13 protein-coding genes and 2 pseudogenes are annotated in these 16,075 nt (G+C 53.3%); 13 read left to right on the plus strand and 2 right to left on the minus strand.

Annotated features, from left to right (window positions below; genetic code table 11):
- Positions 1–5: 5 nt before the first annotated feature.
- From ACHHV8_RS12735 to bcp, 11 genes are all read left to right on the plus strand, one after another.
- Positions 6–971, plus strand: coding sequence for a D-2-hydroxyacid dehydrogenase (locus ACHHV8_RS12735; protein WP_395158594.1), 966 nt, complete (start codon positions 6–8; stop codon positions 969–971).
- A gap of 93 nt (positions 972–1,064) precedes the next feature.
- On the plus strand, positions 1,065–2,078 hold the full coding sequence (locus tag ACHHV8_RS12740) for a family 10 glycosylhydrolase (RefSeq protein ID WP_395158595.1): 1,014 nt from the start codon (positions 1,065–1,067) through the stop codon (positions 2,076–2,078).
- Positions 2,008–2,997, plus strand: a complete 990-nt coding sequence (locus ACHHV8_RS12745) for a type 1 glutamine amidotransferase family protein (protein ID WP_395158596.1) — start codon at positions 2,008–2,010, stop codon at positions 2,995–2,997. The genes ACHHV8_RS12740 and ACHHV8_RS12745 overlap by 71 nt, the downstream gene beginning before the upstream one ends.
- Before the next feature lie 24 nt (positions 2,998–3,021).
- Entirely contained in the window at positions 3,022–3,777 is a 756-nt protein-coding gene (locus tag ACHHV8_RS12750; protein WP_395158597.1) for a phosphoheptose isomerase family protein, read from the plus strand.
- A complete protein-coding gene (locus ACHHV8_RS12755; protein WP_395158598.1) occupies positions 3,711–4,136 on the plus strand; it encodes an SIS domain-containing protein in 426 nt (141 codons plus the stop codon). Before ACHHV8_RS12750 ends, ACHHV8_RS12755 begins: the two co-directional genes overlap by 67 nt.
- 302 nt (positions 4,137–4,438) lie before the next feature.
- Positions 4,439–6,214 carry a sensor histidine kinase gene (locus ACHHV8_RS12760; protein ID WP_395158599.1) on the plus strand — a complete coding sequence of 592 codons (1,776 nt, stop codon included), beginning with the start codon at positions 4,439–4,441 and terminating at the stop codon, positions 6,212–6,214.
- Complete coding sequence (locus ACHHV8_RS12765; RefSeq protein ID WP_395158600.1) at positions 6,189–7,820, plus strand: response regulator; 1,632 nt, start codon at positions 6,189–6,191, stop codon at positions 7,818–7,820. Before ACHHV8_RS12760 ends, ACHHV8_RS12765 begins: the two co-directional genes overlap by 26 nt.
- A 152-nt stretch (positions 7,821–7,972) precedes the next feature.
- The gene (locus tag ACHHV8_RS12770; protein WP_395158601.1) at positions 7,973–8,146 is read left to right on the plus strand and encodes a hypothetical protein; all 174 of its coding nucleotides are present in this window, start codon (positions 7,973–7,975) and stop codon (positions 8,144–8,146) included.
- A gap of 171 nt (positions 8,147–8,317) precedes the next feature.
- Positions 8,318–9,232 carry a ketopantoate reductase family protein gene (locus ACHHV8_RS12775; RefSeq protein ID WP_395158602.1) on the plus strand — a complete coding sequence of 305 codons (915 nt, stop codon included), beginning with the start codon at positions 8,318–8,320 and terminating at the stop codon, positions 9,230–9,232.
- Positions 9,233–9,468: 236 nt separating this feature from the next.
- Positions 9,469–10,485 carry an aldo/keto reductase gene (locus tag ACHHV8_RS12780; RefSeq protein ID WP_395158603.1) on the plus strand — a complete coding sequence of 339 codons (1,017 nt, stop codon included), beginning with the start codon at positions 9,469–9,471 and terminating at the stop codon, positions 10,483–10,485.
- A gap of 50 nt (positions 10,486–10,535) precedes the next feature.
- Positions 10,536–10,988 (plus strand): thioredoxin-dependent thiol peroxidase, encoded by a 453-nt coding sequence (bcp, locus tag ACHHV8_RS12785; protein ID WP_395163489.1) that lies wholly within the window; start codon positions 10,536–10,538, stop codon positions 10,986–10,988.
- A gap of 118 nt (positions 10,989–11,106) precedes the next feature.
- Here bcp and ACHHV8_RS12790 read toward each other — a convergent pair whose 3' ends face one another.
- Positions 11,107–11,484 carry a DnaJ family domain-containing protein gene (locus ACHHV8_RS12790; RefSeq protein WP_395158604.1) on the minus strand — a complete coding sequence of 126 codons (378 nt, stop codon included), beginning with the start codon at positions 11,482–11,484 and terminating at the stop codon, positions 11,107–11,109.
- 68 nt (positions 11,485–11,552) lie between these two features.
- A complete protein-coding gene (locus tag ACHHV8_RS12795; RefSeq protein ID WP_395163490.1) occupies positions 11,553–12,428 on the minus strand; it encodes a LysR family transcriptional regulator in 876 nt (291 codons plus the stop codon).
- Between the two features lie 129 nt (positions 12,429–12,557).
- Between ACHHV8_RS12795 and zwf the strand changes: the two are divergent.
- Together zwf and tkt are read left to right on the plus strand one after the other, a co-directional pair.
- Positions 12,558–14,085: pseudogene (zwf, locus tag ACHHV8_RS12800) on the plus strand (glucose-6-phosphate dehydrogenase).
- Positions 14,069–16,061: pseudogene (tkt, locus tag ACHHV8_RS12805) on the plus strand (transketolase). Before zwf ends, tkt begins: the two co-directional pseudogenes overlap by 17 nt.
- Positions 16,062–16,075: the final 14 nt, after the last annotated feature.

Consider the following 16,075-nt stretch of genomic DNA (forward strand, 5'->3'; position numbering starts at 1 on the left):
GAAGCATGAAATTGGTTTCGACCTATCCGTTTAAACCGGGTGATGCGCAATGGATGAAGGAGAAGGGGGTTCACCTCGTTCAATTCAAATCGGAGCAGGAGCTGATCGATTCAGAGACATACAGGGATGCGGAAATCATCGTAGCCAACCACAGAACGCTGCAGCAGGATTTCTTGCAAAAATGCGATGCCGTCCGATGGGTTCAGGTGCCGCATATCGGTATCGAGCGGCTGCCGATGGACTATTTGCAAAGCCGCGGTGTCATCGTCATCAACGCGAGAGGCTCGCTCGGCGTGCCGATTGCCGAGGATATTATAACGAAGATGCTGATGCTTTCGCGTAAAAGCGCAGATTTGGTGCGCAAGCAGCAGGAGCGCTCCTGGGGCGGGCTGAGCGGAGTCGTCAATCTCAGCGGCAAAACGCTCGGTGTCATCGGCACAGGCGACGTAGGCACCGAAACGGCCGTCCGCGCGAGACCGTTCGGAATGAAGGTGCTCGGCATTAATACCGATGGCAGGGCGCTGCCGGAGTTCGATCAAACGTATACGCTCGACCATCTGAACGAAGTGATCGAGCAGAGCGATTATATCGCGTTAACGCTGCCTTTAACCGACCAGACGCTCAACCTGATGGATGAGGAGCAGTTCAAGCGGATGAAGCCGACGGCATTTCTGATCAATATTTCCCGGGGCGCGCTGATTAATGAGGAGATTCTGCTTGATTATTTGCGCAGCCATAAGATCGGCGGCGCCGGGCTGGACGTATTCGTAGAGGAATTCAAGCTCGGCAAGCTGCCGCCGGAAAGCCCGTTCTGGAAGCTGGACAACGTGATTATTACTCCGCACTGCGCAGGAGGCGGCGACGGCTTCGACATGCGGTTTACGCAAGGCTTCAGGTTCAATTTGGAGAAATATATAGCCGGCAGTCCGGAGCAAATGATCAATGTCCGTGTCTACGGCAAAGGCTATTAATGCGAAGGGAGGCGGAGCGCATGGCTTGGTCGGGACCGTAACAACCTGCGTCTTATTCAGAACAATATCCGCGAAATCGACTGCAATCTGGACGTGGATCGGCTGATTGGCGAGCTGAAGGATTTCTCAGTCAATGTGCTGATGATGAATGCCGGCGGCATCGTCGCTTTTTATCCGACCCAGCTGGAGTATCACTACCGGGCGGAGGGCCAGACCAAGGATTTATTGAAGGAAGCCATCGATAAGGCGCATGCGAACGGCATGAAATTTATCGCCCGTTTCGATTTCAGCAAGGCGCATGAGCGAATTTTCCGGCAGCGGCCGGAATGGTTTTACCGCTCGAAGGACGGCAGAGAGGTCAACTATTTCGGCATTGTGCACACCTGCCTGAACGGCTATTACCAGCGAGAATATTCGCTTCAAATGATCGACGAGGTTTTGTCGAATTATGAGGTCGACGGCATTTTCTTTAATATGTTCGGCTACCAGAACTGGGACTACAGCGGCAATTATTACGGCATCTGCTATTGCGGCAACTGCCAATCCCGCTTTATGGAAATGTACGGTCTTGCATTGCCGGAATCCGAGGACCCGGACGACCCGGTTTTCCGCAAATATAAGGAGTTTCAGGACGTCACCACCAAGCAGATGCTGGACCGGATTCACGAGCTGGTCAAGAGCAAAAGGAGCGATGTGGCGATCTCCACCTATAATGAGCACAAGGTCGATATTGTCCGCAAGGAATCGAACACGGCCATCATGAGACCTCATCCGGTGTGGCAGTATTCGGCTTCGGAGAATGTCAAGTCGGTGGAGGATACTTGGGACGACAAGCTGATCAGCAACTGCTGCATCAATGCGATCGATTTATTTTACCGGTTTACCGGAGTGTCCCGCCATGAAATGAACTTGCGGCTGTACGAGGCGCTGGCGAGCGGGTCGGGACTTGATTTCTGCATCATCGGGGTGTTCGACGGGTATCCCGACCGGGCGAACTTCGACGATGTGAAGCGCATTTTCCGTTATCATGCGGAGCATGAAAGCTATTACGGGCAGTTCCGATCGATGGCCGACCTGGCGGTTATCAAGCCGGGCGGACCGGCATAAAGCCGTCTCCAAGGAATACTTGGGACTATTCAAGGCACTGAAGGAGGAGCATCTTCAGTTTGATGTCATTCATCAGAACGACCTTGCCCGGCAGGGGGAAAAGCTGAAGCGCTATCGGCTCGTCATTATTCCCTCCATTGCCCAATTCGGGGCAGAGGAGCTTGCCGTGCTGCGGGAGCTGCATGCTGCCGGGATTCATCTGCTTGCCACCGGGCGCTCTTTGACGGCGGATGCGGCGAATTTAGAACTGCTGCAGGATGTATTCGGCGCGCAGCCGCTCCGTGTTGATACGGATGTTCGTTCTGCTTACCTTTCTACTGCGGATAAAGCTGTATTCCGCCGGTTTCCGGAACGGGATTGGGTCATTCTGGACGAAGCGTTCACCCATGCGGAATTTAGCCCGGCATGCAGCGGAATGCTGCCGTTCATTACGCCTTCCACCTTCGGGCCTCCCGAGCGTGCATCCGGCCATATCGTGACGGAGGAATTCGGCGCTGCGGTATGCCGAAGCACTTCCGGTACAGCGGGGGTATATATGCCATGGAACCCGGGGGAGCACTATTACAAGTATGGCTATGCGGATCATAAGCATATTGTGCTCGACCTGATCGATCAGGTGACCGATGCGAAGTATGTGCTCACGGCGCAGGCGCCGCCGCAAGCGGAGATCATGCTGAACCGGATAGATGACCACACGTGCATGCTGCACGTGGTTAACTTGTCGGGGTTCAACGGGGTGACGTATTTTGAACCCGTCCCGCTGCGCAATATTGAGATCACCGTGAACGGGAGCGAAAGATATCAGCAGGCGGAGGAGCTGACAGGCGGGCAAGCTGTACAAATAACACCGTCCGGCAGCGGCGTGACGGTTCGTTTGCCGGAGCTCAAGGAATTCGCAGCGATTGTGCTGCGCCAATAACCATCGACGGAAGGGGTTATACCTATGTCAGTTGATATCAATGACGCTGTAGCGCTGCGGCAGGCGGATACCCAGCAGCTCTTCGATCAGCTCGCCCGTTGCGGCGAGCTGTATCGGCAGGGGCTTAAGCAGGCATTGGAGCTGCCTGTGCCCACGCCTACATCTACACCTGCGTCCGCGTCTGTGTCTGCATCTGCATCATCTGCGGGCGGAGCGTCCATCCATGAGATCGTATTGTGCAGTGTCGGCGGCGGCCCCGTGGCGGCATTGCGGCAGCTAAGCTCGATGCTGTCCGATACGGCGCGCATTCCGGTCGTGCTGCACCAGGGCTACCATATGCCGGCGTACGTGGATGCGCATTCCCTGGTGTTTATCGTCAACTACTCCGGCGGCTCGGAGGAAATCGTCAGCGCCTATCGCTCGGCTATCGAAGCGGGCGCCCAGGTGGCGGCGATAACGGCAGGCGGGGCGATTGCCGAGCTGGCGAGGGAACGCGGCGACCTTCTCTTCATGCTGCCTGCGGGCCAAATTCCGCGGTCATTTCGACCAGCCATGTGCTTGTACCCGCGCTGTCGATTCTACACCGGCTCGGCATCATTCCCGATCCGGCGCCTGCGGTATCCGAGACGGTCGCCCTGCTGCAGGAGCTGGCGCTGCAATATGCGCCGGAATCGGCGCTCGACGCGAACCCTGCCAAGCAGCTGGCTGCGGAAATGGACGGACTTATTCCGCTGGCGTACGGCACGGTTCCTTTTACCGACAGCGCGGCGTACCGCTTGAAATACCAGCTTGCCGAGAACAGCCGCAAGATGGCGTTTGCCGGGGCGATGTCCGCCCTTCATCACGATGAAGCCTACGGCTGGGACGAACCCGGCATGGAACGGTTCCATGTGACGCTGATCGCGGATGCGGAGGATCACGAACGAATGGCCCGGCGGATCGAAGCGACGGCCGAGGTGCTGCAGACACGGGCCGGCGGTGTCCGCATTGTCCGGTCTACAGGGGAAAGCCGCCTGGCGCGGCTGTGCTCGCTGACTTATCTGTTCGATTATGCGACAGTGTACGCTGCGCTTCTGCAGGGGCCGGAGCTCGGAGGGGGCCAGGCGCTGAATGCGTTCCGCGCCGCCTTGAACCGGTAAACGGCAGCGCCGAACGGTCTTTCGACAAAAGCTCCCCCTTCCCGCAGCGTCAAAATTGCGCGATGATAATTATATAGCGGCACAAGCTGAGGCGCATTCGAGAGACCGCTGGAAAACTCGCAGAGCTTGCGGATGCATGCGGTGGAGGCGCAAGCGCTCGCTTTTGTCCCTGGCAGGATGTCAAACGCTGAAAACAGAGACCATCCAAGGGGCCCAGGGATAATCGCGATCGTACAATGAATGCTCCGTTTGCGCAGCGAGGCGTTTTTCAGCGGCTTCCATCCGGGGAGGAGCTTTTTTTGGTGTCCAGACATGTTAGCATATTTACCAAGATTTTTCTGATGGTGCTGCTGCTGCTCATCCCGATCCTGATTCTCTATACGTATTCCAATCAGGTGAGCATGGGCGTCGTGCAGGAAGAGATCCGGAAGTCGAACCTGAGCCGGCTGTCTTTCTTTCTATCCCAGGTCGACACGGCCGTAAACCAGTTCGCCAAGCTATCCTTCACATTGGGGAAAGAGCCGGAGGCGGTCCAGTTTCAGACCGTGCATCAATCCTATGACTTGTTCGATTCTATCAAAGTAAGAAAGACGCTCAGCGAGAAAATCAAGCTGCAAAGCTTGTCGAACAGCTGGGTCAATGAAATCACGATTTTTTCGCCGGATTTGAACGAATTCATCTCAAGCAATCCTGCCGCCAAATACGACTTAAGGTATTTCCAGCTGAATTACTCCGATTCGTGGGGCTACCGCAAGAAAATAACGGACTTCGGGCCCGAATATTATTTCTTCCGTCACTCCGTAGAGCCGTCGATCTTGTTTAACGATATCGCTCATGCGAATATGATCATTGAGGTTGCGTTTGCGGCGCGGAATATTCAAATTATGCTCGACCAATTTAAAAACGGCGGCATTGAGGAACCGATTTTTTACCATCCGGGCTATGAGCCTATTGCTGCTTCCGGCACAGACAAGGAGCTTGCCTCTGCGTTGATCGGTCAGCTCGACCTCGATGCGCTCGGCAAAACCGGCAGTCTTGCCGTCGAATGGAACGATAAGCAGTACGTGGTCAATTATGCGGAGTCAGACACCCTTCATTGGATGCTGTTTGATTATTTGCCTCTGGAAGAGGTGCTGAATCCGATTACGACCAGCCGGAATTTATTTTACATATGCTTTACTTTATTTCTGTTCACAGGTGTACTCGCCTCGTATCTGCTTTATCGAAATGTGCAGGTGCCGATTCGCGAGCTGCTTAAGGCGGTATACCAAATGAAGCGGGGCAATTTCTCGGCCCGGGTCGTGAAACGGACGAACAGTGAGTTTACGATTCTGTTCAAGCATTTTAATTCGATGGCGGAGCAAATTCAGGTGCTGATCGAGAAGGTGCTGGTGGAGAGCATCCGTGTCCGCGACGCTACAGTCAAGCAGCTGCAATCGCAGATTAATCCCCATTTTCTATACAACTGCCTGGCGTTTATCCAAAGCATGGCGCAGCTTGAAAACAAACAAGCCATCATTGCCATGACACAGCATCTGAGCAAATATTACCGTTATACCACCCGTCTGGAAGTGGAGCACACTCCGCTGAGAGGCGAGCTGGATGTGGTCGCCCACTACTTAAACATACATAAATTGCAGCTTCCCCGGCTCGATTACGAAATGGCCATCCCGGAGACGCTGCTCGAGCATCAAATTCCTAAGCTGATTCTTCAACCGATTGTGGAGAATGCCATCGTACACGGCATTGAACAGAAGCTCGGTGCGGGAATCATTCGAATTGAAGGACAGTGCATTGTAGATTCGCTCGTTCTGACGGTGGACGATAACGGGGGAAATGCCGATGAACGGCTGATCGCCAAGCTGAACGAGGATATCGAACAGCCGATGAACGAGAGTAAAGGCTTCGGCATCTGGAACGTGCATCAGCGGCTTGTTCAGAGCTTTGGTCCCGGGTCGGGGCTTGTATTCGCCGCTTCTCCGCTCGGGGGACTGCGGGTTATCATTACGGTTCACGGATGCGTGCACACGAATGAAGGAGGCGGCTGTACCGATGTTTCAACTGCTGATCGTCGATGACCATCCTGCACAAGTCGAAGGGCTGGCACATACGATAAAATCTTTCGGGGCTATCGGCATAGAGGGCATTCATAAGGCCTATTCCGGCTATGAAGCCCTGCAGCTTCTTTCTACAAAGACGATCGATATTCTCATAACGGATATACGTATGCCTGAAATGAGCGGTCTCCAGCTGATTGAGACCGTGCGGAGCTCTTCCTCGTCCGTGGCTCAATTCATCATTTTGTCGGGGTATGCCGACTTCGAATATGCCAAGCAGGCGATCGAGTATCGGATCACGCGTTATTTAATGAAGCCGGTCGATGCCGAGGAGCTTAGGCAGCTGTTGACCGGCTGTATTGAGGAGCTGCGTCAGGAGCGGAGCCGCAAGCAGCAAATTCACCGGTTTATTTATACGCTTAGAGAGAACTATCCGCTGCTTCGAGGTACTCTGCTGCAGGAGCTTATCTCAGGGCAGGCCGTGCCCATGGAGCAACTGGTCTCCAAGCTGGAACGGCTGGAGCTGGCCTTCAGCCCCGGAGATGACGTTACGATGATGCTGGTACGCTTGGACAACGAGATGGCAGACATTGGCGAGCGATCCGAGCTGTCGCTTATGGAATATGCGATAACCAATCTGACGGACGATATTTTCGGGGAACAATGCCATTTGTGGAGCTGTAAAGATTCGCATGGTTATCTGATCTATATCATCAAAGCAAAATGTACGCCTTCGGATGGCATTAAAGCGGATGAAGCCGCTTCCGTGCTGTATCGGTTGGAGCGGCTGGCGCAGCAGCTGAAGCAGAGCGTGAGCCGGTATTTGAAGGGAGACGTGTCCGTCCTTCTGATCCGTAAAAGGGCTGTATTTCCTAACGGCTTACCGTCGCTGTACCGTATGGGAATCAGCGCGATCCGGAGAGCGGGTGAAGGGCGCGGTCTGTTCATCACAGCAGGCGACGAGGAAGAGCCTGTCTCGGTTTGCGAGCTTCAGTCCTTATACGAACCACCGCTGCTCAATCACTTGATGGAAACCGGGAAGTGGCTGCTGGTCGAGCAGCGCATCGGACTGATTTTCCAGGAGCTGGCTGGCAAGTGGCGTCATTCGCCGGAGACGTTAAATGAAGCCTTCCACTATTTTGCCGGCGCGTTTAACTATATTTCCCATCGAAACGGCAGGCAGTTGAGCGATCTGATCGGTCAGGTGAATTTGACGAATCCATGCCTGACGCTGCACGGACTGGAAGGCTGGGTACAGAAGGTGCTGGACATCCTGCGCAGCGATTTGAGTCTCCACGGGGAAGAACGAGGATATGCCATCCGCCGTGCCGCACAATACATTGAGCAGCATCTGGATCAGGACGTGTCGCTGCAAGCCATCGCAGACCGGGTAGGGCTGCATCCCGTTTATTTATCCAAGCTGTTTAAGCATGAAACCGGAATCGGGCTCGGCGACTACGTGATGAAATGCCGGATGGAGAAAGCGGCGTCGCTGTTGAGGGACAACAAACTGAAGGTATACCATATCGCCCATATGCTGGGGTACCAAACCTCCCATTACTTTATTAAGGTATTTAAAAAATATTACGGTCTGACTCCGCAGGAATACAAAGCGGTCCATTCATGATGGATGGGCTTCAATGCAACATAACTTCCCAGTACTCGACAAAACTTCCTATGTTCAGAAATCTCCCATCCCTATAAAATAATAGATAATAGATTATTTCGGTAAGCAGGCCAAATATTCAATTTTCTATGGATAGATAGGGGGATAAGGAGATGGCTAAGCAGCCGTCCGGCAAGGCTTTGTTGAACAAATATTTTAAAGAAGATACGGACGCGATTTTAAAATTAATAGAGAGCATGAGTCATAAATACCCTATGGACAGCGAGCAGTGGAGAAAACTGAATTCGATATGGGTATCGACCGAAACCGTAAGGGAGACGCATTAATTTCCCGCACAGCAAACGGCGCATCTTATAAATGTCGCAATGCTCGCTCCCTCCTTCATGCTATACTTAGGATGCACGTACTTTGAGAGGCCGCTGATACTGCGGAGCCGGCTGCGGCCGACTCAGGCAGCAGGGGCTGTGTGTCATTTCGGAGGAGGAGACGACCCTTAAATGAAGATTTTAATCGTAGGTGCCGGGGCCATCGGCGGCTATTTCGGCGGCCGTTTAGCCGAAGCGGGAGCGGACGTTACTTTTTTGGTTCGGGAACACCGGCAGAGGCAGCTGGAGGCAGACGGGCTGGTTATTGAAAGCCTGCATGGCCATTTTCGCGGAAAGGTAAAGACGATAACGCGCAAAGACGAACATCCCGCCTTCGATGTCATCCTTATCGCACTTAAGGCTTACCATTTGGAAGGCACCCTGCAAGACATAGCCGAATATGTGCATGAGAAAACCTTGCTCGTTCCGCTGTTAAACGGGTATCGCCACTATGAAGCGCTCATTGGGCTATTCGGAAAAGAAAACGTGCTTGGCGGGCTGTGCTTTATTGAGTCCACTGTGCACCCAGACACAGGCGCCATCCTGCAGACGAGTCCCCGGCATGACATTGTGTTCGGCGGCTGGGACGGCAATGAAGACGAGCGGATTCATAGGTTGTACAAAGCTTTTAAAGAGGCGAACTGCAATGCTGTGATGACTGACAACATCGTAAAGGACATCTGGCAAAAATATATTTTAATCACAAGCATGAGCGGCATTACGACGTTGTTTCGATCGGCTATCGGACCTATTCTTGAAAATCGTTTCGCGGATGAAGCCTACCGCCGGCTGATAGGGGAAATATGCACGATTGCCAACGACCAAGCGGATGGTTTGCCGGAGGACATCGAAGCGACGATTTATCAAACGTCTACATCGCTTACCTATGGTATGAAATCCTCTATGCTGAGGGATATGGAGAAAGGGCTGCCAACGGAAGGGGATCACCTTCAAGGCTATTTATTGGAGGCTGTTCCGGGGCACTATCCTGTCCTGGAGCTGGTTTATAACAACTTATCCCTCTATGAAATGAATAGAAGCTCTTAACATCATCGTCATCCTTACGGATGAGCGCACGATCAACAGGATCGAGAATAGGGAGGCTGCATAGTCGGTAACGGCTTTGCGAGCCTCTTTTTTATTTCTCTATTTGCCTGCCTCGAAACTCACTGCTTACGCTAAAGTAACTAAATATCAATAAAATCAGTCCTTATCCAATTGTTTCTTTTTCGGTATGATGTAGACAGTACGTCTATACTTGTACAATCGAAGGAGGATATTGCGTGGAATATCGGTTTATGGGAAAAACAGGTCTCCAGGTAAGCGAGCTGTGTCTTGGAGCGATGACGTTCGGCCGCGAAACAAGCGAGCAGGACAGCTTCCGGATTATGGACTACTTCGTAAATGCAGGCGGCAACTTTATCGATACGGCCGATGTTTACAGCTCCGGGCTCTCTGAAGAAATCGTCGGGCGCTGGCTCAAGCAAAAGCAGCGCGATGATTTGGTGATCGCGACCAAGGTGCGCTTTGGCATGGGCAGCGGCCCGAATGATGTGGGATTGAGCCGCAAGCACATTATGGCCGGAGTGGAAGCCAGCCTCCGCCGGCTTGGCACGGATTACATCGATCTTTATCAGGTTCATGCATGGGATCCCAGAACGCCGCTGGAGGAAACGCTGAGCACTTTGAACGAATTGGTGAAGCGCGGCTGGGTGCGTTATATCGGAGCGAGCAATTTCCGCGGCTGGCAGCTGCAAAAGGCCGTTGATCTCAGCAGACAGAACGGCTGGGAGCCGTTTGCCTGCTTGCAGCCGCAATACAATCTGCTGAGCCGTGCTACGGAATACGAGCTGATTCCGGTATGCGTGAACGAGGGCATCGGAGTCATTCCGTGGAGTCCGCTTCGCGGCGGCTGGCTGAGCGGGAAATACCGCAGAGGCATGGAGCTCCCTCCCGAGGATTCCCGGGTGGCGCAAGCGGAAGCGAACGGCTGGAGCGAATCGTGGAACAATTACAACAATGAATATACATGGAAAGTGCTCGATGCGCTTCATACCGTCGCTGAGGAAACGGGGAAAACGCCTGCACAGACGGCGATCAACTGGCTGCTGCAGCGCGAAGGGGTGACGGCGCCGATTGTCGGAGCAAGGACGATCGAGCAATTAGCGAGTAATTTGGGCGCTTCCGGCTGGTCTTTAACTGCCGAACAGATGAACCGTTTGGATGAAGCGAGCCTGCTGCAGGTGACGTATCCGTATGATCTTCGGGCGGAACAGCAGCAAAGAAAAGGAAGAGAATAGAGCAGACTAGTGCATAGCTGCTAAGGAGGTTATTCCATGTCAACGGTCAAATTCAACAGCCGGTTCCCGACTTTACTCTGCCTGCTTCGAACGGAAGCAATGTGCGGCTCAGCGATTTTCGGGGCAAAAAGGTCGTGATCTATTTTTATCCCAAAGACATGACCCCAGGCTGTACGAAAGAATCATGCGAATTCAGAGATTACAACGGCCAATTTGCAAGCCTGAATACGGAAGTCATCGGCATCAGTCCGGACGATTTGGCCTCGCACGATCAGTTTATAGCGGAGCATCAGCTTCCCTTCCTGCTGCTGTCCGATGTGAGCCAGAACGTGTGCCAGCAATTCGGGGTATGGAAGCTGAGAGAACGGGAAGGCCGGCAGTTCTACGGTGTGGAGCGGTTCACCTTTCTGATCGACGAGCAGGGCGTACTGGTTAGAGAATGGCGTGCGGTTCAGGTGGACGGCCATGTTGCAGAAGTGCTGGAGGCTGTTAAACAACAATAGCTGACGGGGACAAATACAGTAGGCAGGGTCTATTCCGAAAGCCGTGATCCGGCTGAGGGACAGACCCTGCTTTAAATGCGATAAGAATGCAATGAAAGGGAAACGATCGAAGAAGGAGTCATTTCTCTGTCAGTCTTTGCTGAATCTGACTTTCATAGTCGGTGAACGCCCCTGAAGTCAGCCATCCGCGGTCAGCCAGCATGGTTTGATAGCGCAGCTGCTTGGCCGATAATTCGCGCTTCAGCTTTTGGCGCTCCTCATCGTCGCGACAGACGGCGAGCAGGTCGCTGAGCGTTACCATTTCTTTGCGCAGCTGCATCTCCTCGGGAATCAGCCCGGCATTCTTGAGCAGCTTGAAGCCGACCCGAAGATCTGCGGGAACGTTGTCCAGCTCATCGGGAGGCAGCGGTTTGCCGGCACCGGGCAGATTGTCCAATTCGCCGCGGCGGATAGCTTCCAGAATTTTTTCCTCTGCAATCGTACGCATAAAATTCATCGGCTTATCAACTCCTTGACCCCATTTTATCACACTTTAGCGGCATGATTTGAGCGAAATTAGCCGGATTATCGGATCCGCTCAATAAACGTCTTCGCCGCATTGGTGAGCGGCATGTTCCGCATGATCATGATGCCGACCCGCGACGGCGGCAGCTTGACGTCTAATTGAATTTCGAAGAGGGTGCCGTCATCCAGCTCTTTGGACACGAACTCCCGGGTCACGTAAGAAATGCCGAGACCTTTGCGCGCAAGCTCGATCAGAAGGTCGACACTGCCGACTTCAATCTCAGGCTTTAATTCATAGCCGTAATCCTGAAACAACTCGGTAATGGCCATGCGTGCCCGGCTGTTCCGCGAAAATAAAATGATGGGGTGCTGCATCAGCCGTTCAAACGACAGCACCTGATTTTTCAGCCCGGCATAGCGGGCACCGGCTACAAAGCAATCCTGCAGCTGGATGCCTTCCTTGACTTCAAGCTGAGGATCGACGATCGGCAAGCGGACGACACCCAGGTCGATGCGTCCTTCTTTTAAGAAAGTAATGACCTCCGGCGTCGTTCCGTGAATCAGGGACAAGCCTATGGCCGGGTGCCGCTGATGGAACTCTTCCAGAAAAGGGAGCAGGTAATGCTTGAACAGCGAATCGCTTCCCCCGATTTTCAGCTCGCCGCTGTCGAGATTTTTCAGCTCGGCCATTTTCTTCTCGGCCAGCGATATTAAGATTTGGGACTGCTCGATATAGGAATACAGCATGGCGCCTTCTTGGGTCAGGGCGACGCCTTTGGAGTTCCGGTAAAACAGCGTGAGCCCGAAGCTGTCCTCGAGCTGCTTGATGGCGTGACTGACGCTCGGCTGCGTGATAAACAACGCTTTGGCGGCCTGAGTTAAGCTGCCGGTTTTGGCGGCCCAGTAAAATACTTTGTATAATTCATAATTGATCATAGACACTGTCTATATCTCCTCTAAAATATATTAATTACTTGTATGGCTGTGATTTGTATTATAGTTGAACCAAGCAAAAGAAACCAGTGCCGACCCGATCGGGAGGCGCCTGACGGAAGGAGAGAGAAGATGGAGAACGCAACCTTTGTATTGTTTGGAGCGACAGGGGACTTGGCGAAAAGGAAAATCTACCCTGCCTTGTACAATTTGTTTCTTGAGCAGAAGCTTCCGCCCTCGTTCCATGTGATCGGTCTTGGCAGAAGAGAATTGTCTGATGAAGCGTTTCAAGCAAGCGTGGAGCAATCGCTGACCCGGTTTTCCAGACGTACTGCTAACGATTCTCAAGTGGTGAGCAGCTTTATCAGCGCATTTCGTTATAATGTGCTCGATATCGGCCGCAAAGAGGACTATACGAAGCTGCTGCAGCGAATCGAACAGAGGGAGAAAGAGCTGTCGCTCACCCCGAACCGGATGTTTTATTTATCCGTCGGCCCTGAATTTTTCGCAGCGATAGCTGAAAATATTAAAGCAAGCGGCCTTGGCTCGGCTGACGGCTGGAAGCGGCTGCTGATCGAGAAGCCGTTCGGGCATGATCTGCAATCGGCGCGGGAATTGAACCGCCAGCTGAGCGAGACCTTTGCGGAGCAGGAAATTTTCCGGATCGACCATTACCTTGGGAAGCCGATGGTGCAGAAGCTTGGAGCGCTGCAGCAGACGAATCCGGTGCTTGACGCGATTTGGTCGAACCGCTATATCGCCAACGTCCAGATTACGGCTAACGAAACCGTCGGCGTGGAGGAGCGGGCCGGTTATTACGATCATACAGGCGCTGTGCGGGATATGTTCCAGAACCATATGCTGCAATTGCTGATGATGCTGGCTATTCATCTGCCGAAAAGCGGCACCGCCGAAGACGTTCGTCTTTTGAAGAAAAAGGTGATGGAATCCCTCGTGCCTTTGCAAAAAGACAATGTGGCCGCCAGCGTGATCCGTGGACAGTACGCAGCGGGAACCATTCAGGGAACGCCGGTGCCCGGATATACTTCCGAGCCGAACATTGCCCCCGAATCGGTGAACGATACATTTATCGCTGCCAAGCTGCAGATCGATGCTCCTTTCTGGAGGGGAGTTCCTTTCTATATCCGGACAGGCAAACGAATGAAGGAGAAATCGACCCGAATCGTTGTCGAGTTCAAGGAACCGTTGAAGCAGCAAGCCGCCTCCTCCGAGGAGAAGCCGCTGCCGAATCTGCTTGTATTTGAAATGAGTCCTCATGAAGGGATAACTTTGCAGTTAAATACAAGAGATCCGCAGCATCAAGGGGAGCTCAAGCCGATTCATATCGATTTTCAATCGAGCCGGGAGGAGCCTGCCCGAGGCTTATGAAAATTTACTTTACGATGCTTTGCTCGGCAATCCTACATTTTTTGCCCATTGGGATGAGGTTGAATTATCTTGGCAATGGGTGGAGCCGATTCTGCAGGCTTTTGAACAAAATCTGGTTCCGCTGCAGCTTTATCCGGCAGGTACTTACGGACCGGCGGAGTCCGACGCATTGCTAGAGAACGACGGCTATCACTGGTGGTTCGACACTAAAGCCGAGCAGGGAAAACAAGAAGGAAAAGGAGAACACTATGCCTATCACACAAACCATTGATCAGTTAGCTATTAACACCATTCGGACATTGTCCATCGATGCAACCAACAGTGCAAACTCGGGCCATCCGGGTTTGCCGCTGGGAGCTGCTCCTATGGCCTACGCTTTGTGGGCCAAACTGTTAAGCCATAACCCTGGGAACGCCAAATGGTTTAACCGCGACCGGTTCGTTCTTTCCGCCGGTCACGGCTCGATGCTGCTGTACAGCCTTCTGCATCTGACAGGCTATCAAGTATCGATTGACGATCTTAAGCAGTTCCGCAAGCTGAACAGCCTGACGCCGGGACATCCTGAATATGGCCACACGGACGGAGTAGAAGCGACTACGGGTCCGCTGGGTCAAGGACTTGCAATGGCTGTCGGTATGGCTATGGCTGAGGCGCACCTGGCTTCCCGATTTAATCGGGCTGAATTCCCGGTAGTCGACCATTATACGTATGCGCTGGTGGGCGACGGCTGCCTGATGGAAGGAATCTCTTACGAGGCGATGTCTATGGCAGGCCATATGAAGCTCGGCAAGCTGATCGTTCTGTACGATTCGAACGATATCTCGCTGGACGGCGACCTGAGCCTTTCGTTCGGGGAAAATATGCAGAAGCGGGTGGAATCGGCGCAGTGGCAGTATTTGCGGGTTGAGGACGGCAACGATGTCGACCAAATCGTCGCAGCTATCGAAGCGGCGAAGAGCAACGATACACAGCCGACCCTGATCGAGGTACGGACGATCATCGGTTTTGGAAGCAAGGCGGCGGGAACGAACAAAGTACACGGTAACCCTCTAGGCAAGGATGACGCGAAGGCGGCCAAAGAAGCCTATGGCTGGTTCGTACGAAGAAGAATTTACCGTTCCGGAAGACGTCAAGGCGCACTTTGCCCAGCTGAAGCAGAACGGTCAAGCCAAGGAAGAGGAATGGAACGGGTTATTCGCTTCGTATGGTGCCGAGTATCCTGAGCTTGGCAAGCAGCTGGCTCAAGTTATTGACGGCTCCGTAACGATCGAGGCGGGCAATGTTCTTACGTTCGACTCGTCGAAATCGATCTCTACCCGTGTAGCCAGCGGTCAGGCGATCAATCATTACATTCAAACCGTGCCTGCCATCTTTGGCGGCAGCGCGGATTTGTCCCACTCGACGATGACGAATATCGGCGGCGACGCAGTATTCGGAGCGGGCTCGTATTCCGGCCGCAATGTCTACTTTGGCGTCCGCGAGCATGCGATGGGCGCTGCAGGCAACGGCCTGGCTTTGCACGGCGGTGTGAAGCCATTCGTCAGCACCTTCTTCGTCTTCAGCGACTACCTGCGTCCTGCGATACGATTGGCTGCGATTCAAAAGCTGCCTGTCACTTATGTATTCACGCATGATTCCATAGCTGTCGGCGAAGACGAGCCGACCCATGAGCCGGTGGAGCATTTGGCTGCGCTTCGCACCATTCCGGGGCTGACGGTCATCCGTCCGACCGATGCGAATGAAACGGCAAGCGCTTGGGCCTACGCCCTCCAGCAAAACAAAGGGCCGGTTGCGCTTGTGCTGAGCCGCCAAAACCTGCCGGTCTATGAGCAAACCAAAGGCAATGTTGAAGGAGTTTCCAAAGGGGCTTATATCCTGACGGAAACGAATCAGCAGCCGGATGTGATCCTGATCGCCACCGGTTCGGAAGTTTCCCTGGCCGTCAGCGCCAAGGAAGAACTGGAGCGGGAGCAGCTTTCCGTGCGTGTCGTTGCGATGCCGAGCCGTGAGCTATTTGACCGTCAAGACGAAGCGTACAAGGAGAGCGTTTTACCTAGCTCCGTCACGAAGCGTGTAGCTATCGAAGCCGGCATTTCGTTAGGCTGGGAGCGGTACAGCGGTCCGGAAGGCAAAGTGTTGTCCGTAGATACGTTCGGAGCCTCCGGTCCTGGAAACGAGGTTTTGGCCTATTTCGGATTTACCGTTAACAATGTAGTGGCACAAACAAAACAATTGCTTCAAAAATAACATACCCATTGGAG

It is taken from the genome of Paenibacillus sp. TAB_01 (genome assembly GCF_043945595.1).
GTDB lineage: Bacteria > Bacillota > Bacilli > Paenibacillales > NBRC-103111 > Paenibacillus_S.

What these genes read in the sequence shown, in the direction of transcription:
- ACHHV8_RS12735 (WP_395158594.1), top strand. Translation starts at nt 6, where the DNA reads ATGAAATTGGTTTCGACCTATCCGTTTAAACCGGGTGATGCGCAATGG.
- ACHHV8_RS12745 (WP_395158596.1), top strand. Translation starts at nt 2,008, where the DNA reads ATGAAAGCTATTACGGGCAGTTCCGATCGATGGCCGACCTGGCGGTTA.
- ACHHV8_RS12765 (WP_395158600.1), top strand. Translation starts at nt 6,189, where the DNA reads ATGTTTCAACTGCTGATCGTCGATGACCATCCTGCACAAGTCGAAGGG.
- ACHHV8_RS12750 (WP_395158597.1), top strand. Translation starts at nt 3,022, where the DNA reads ATGTCAGTTGATATCAATGACGCTGTAGCGCTGCGGCAGGCGGATACC.
- ACHHV8_RS12755 (WP_395158598.1), top strand. Translation starts at nt 3,711, where the DNA reads ATGGACGGACTTATTCCGCTGGCGTACGGCACGGTTCCTTTTACCGAC.
- ACHHV8_RS12770 (WP_395158601.1), top strand. Translation starts at nt 7,973, where the DNA reads ATGGCTAAGCAGCCGTCCGGCAAGGCTTTGTTGAACAAATATTTTAAA.
- ACHHV8_RS12795 (WP_395163490.1), bottom strand. Translation starts at nt 12,428, where the DNA reads ATGATCAATTATGAATTATACAAAGTATTTTACTGGGCCGCCAAAACC.
- ACHHV8_RS12790 (WP_395158604.1), bottom strand. Translation starts at nt 11,484, where the DNA reads ATGAATTTTATGCGTACGATTGCAGAGGAAAAAATTCTGGAAGCTATC.
- ACHHV8_RS12775 (WP_395158602.1), top strand. Translation starts at nt 8,318, where the DNA reads ATGAAGATTTTAATCGTAGGTGCCGGGGCCATCGGCGGCTATTTCGGC.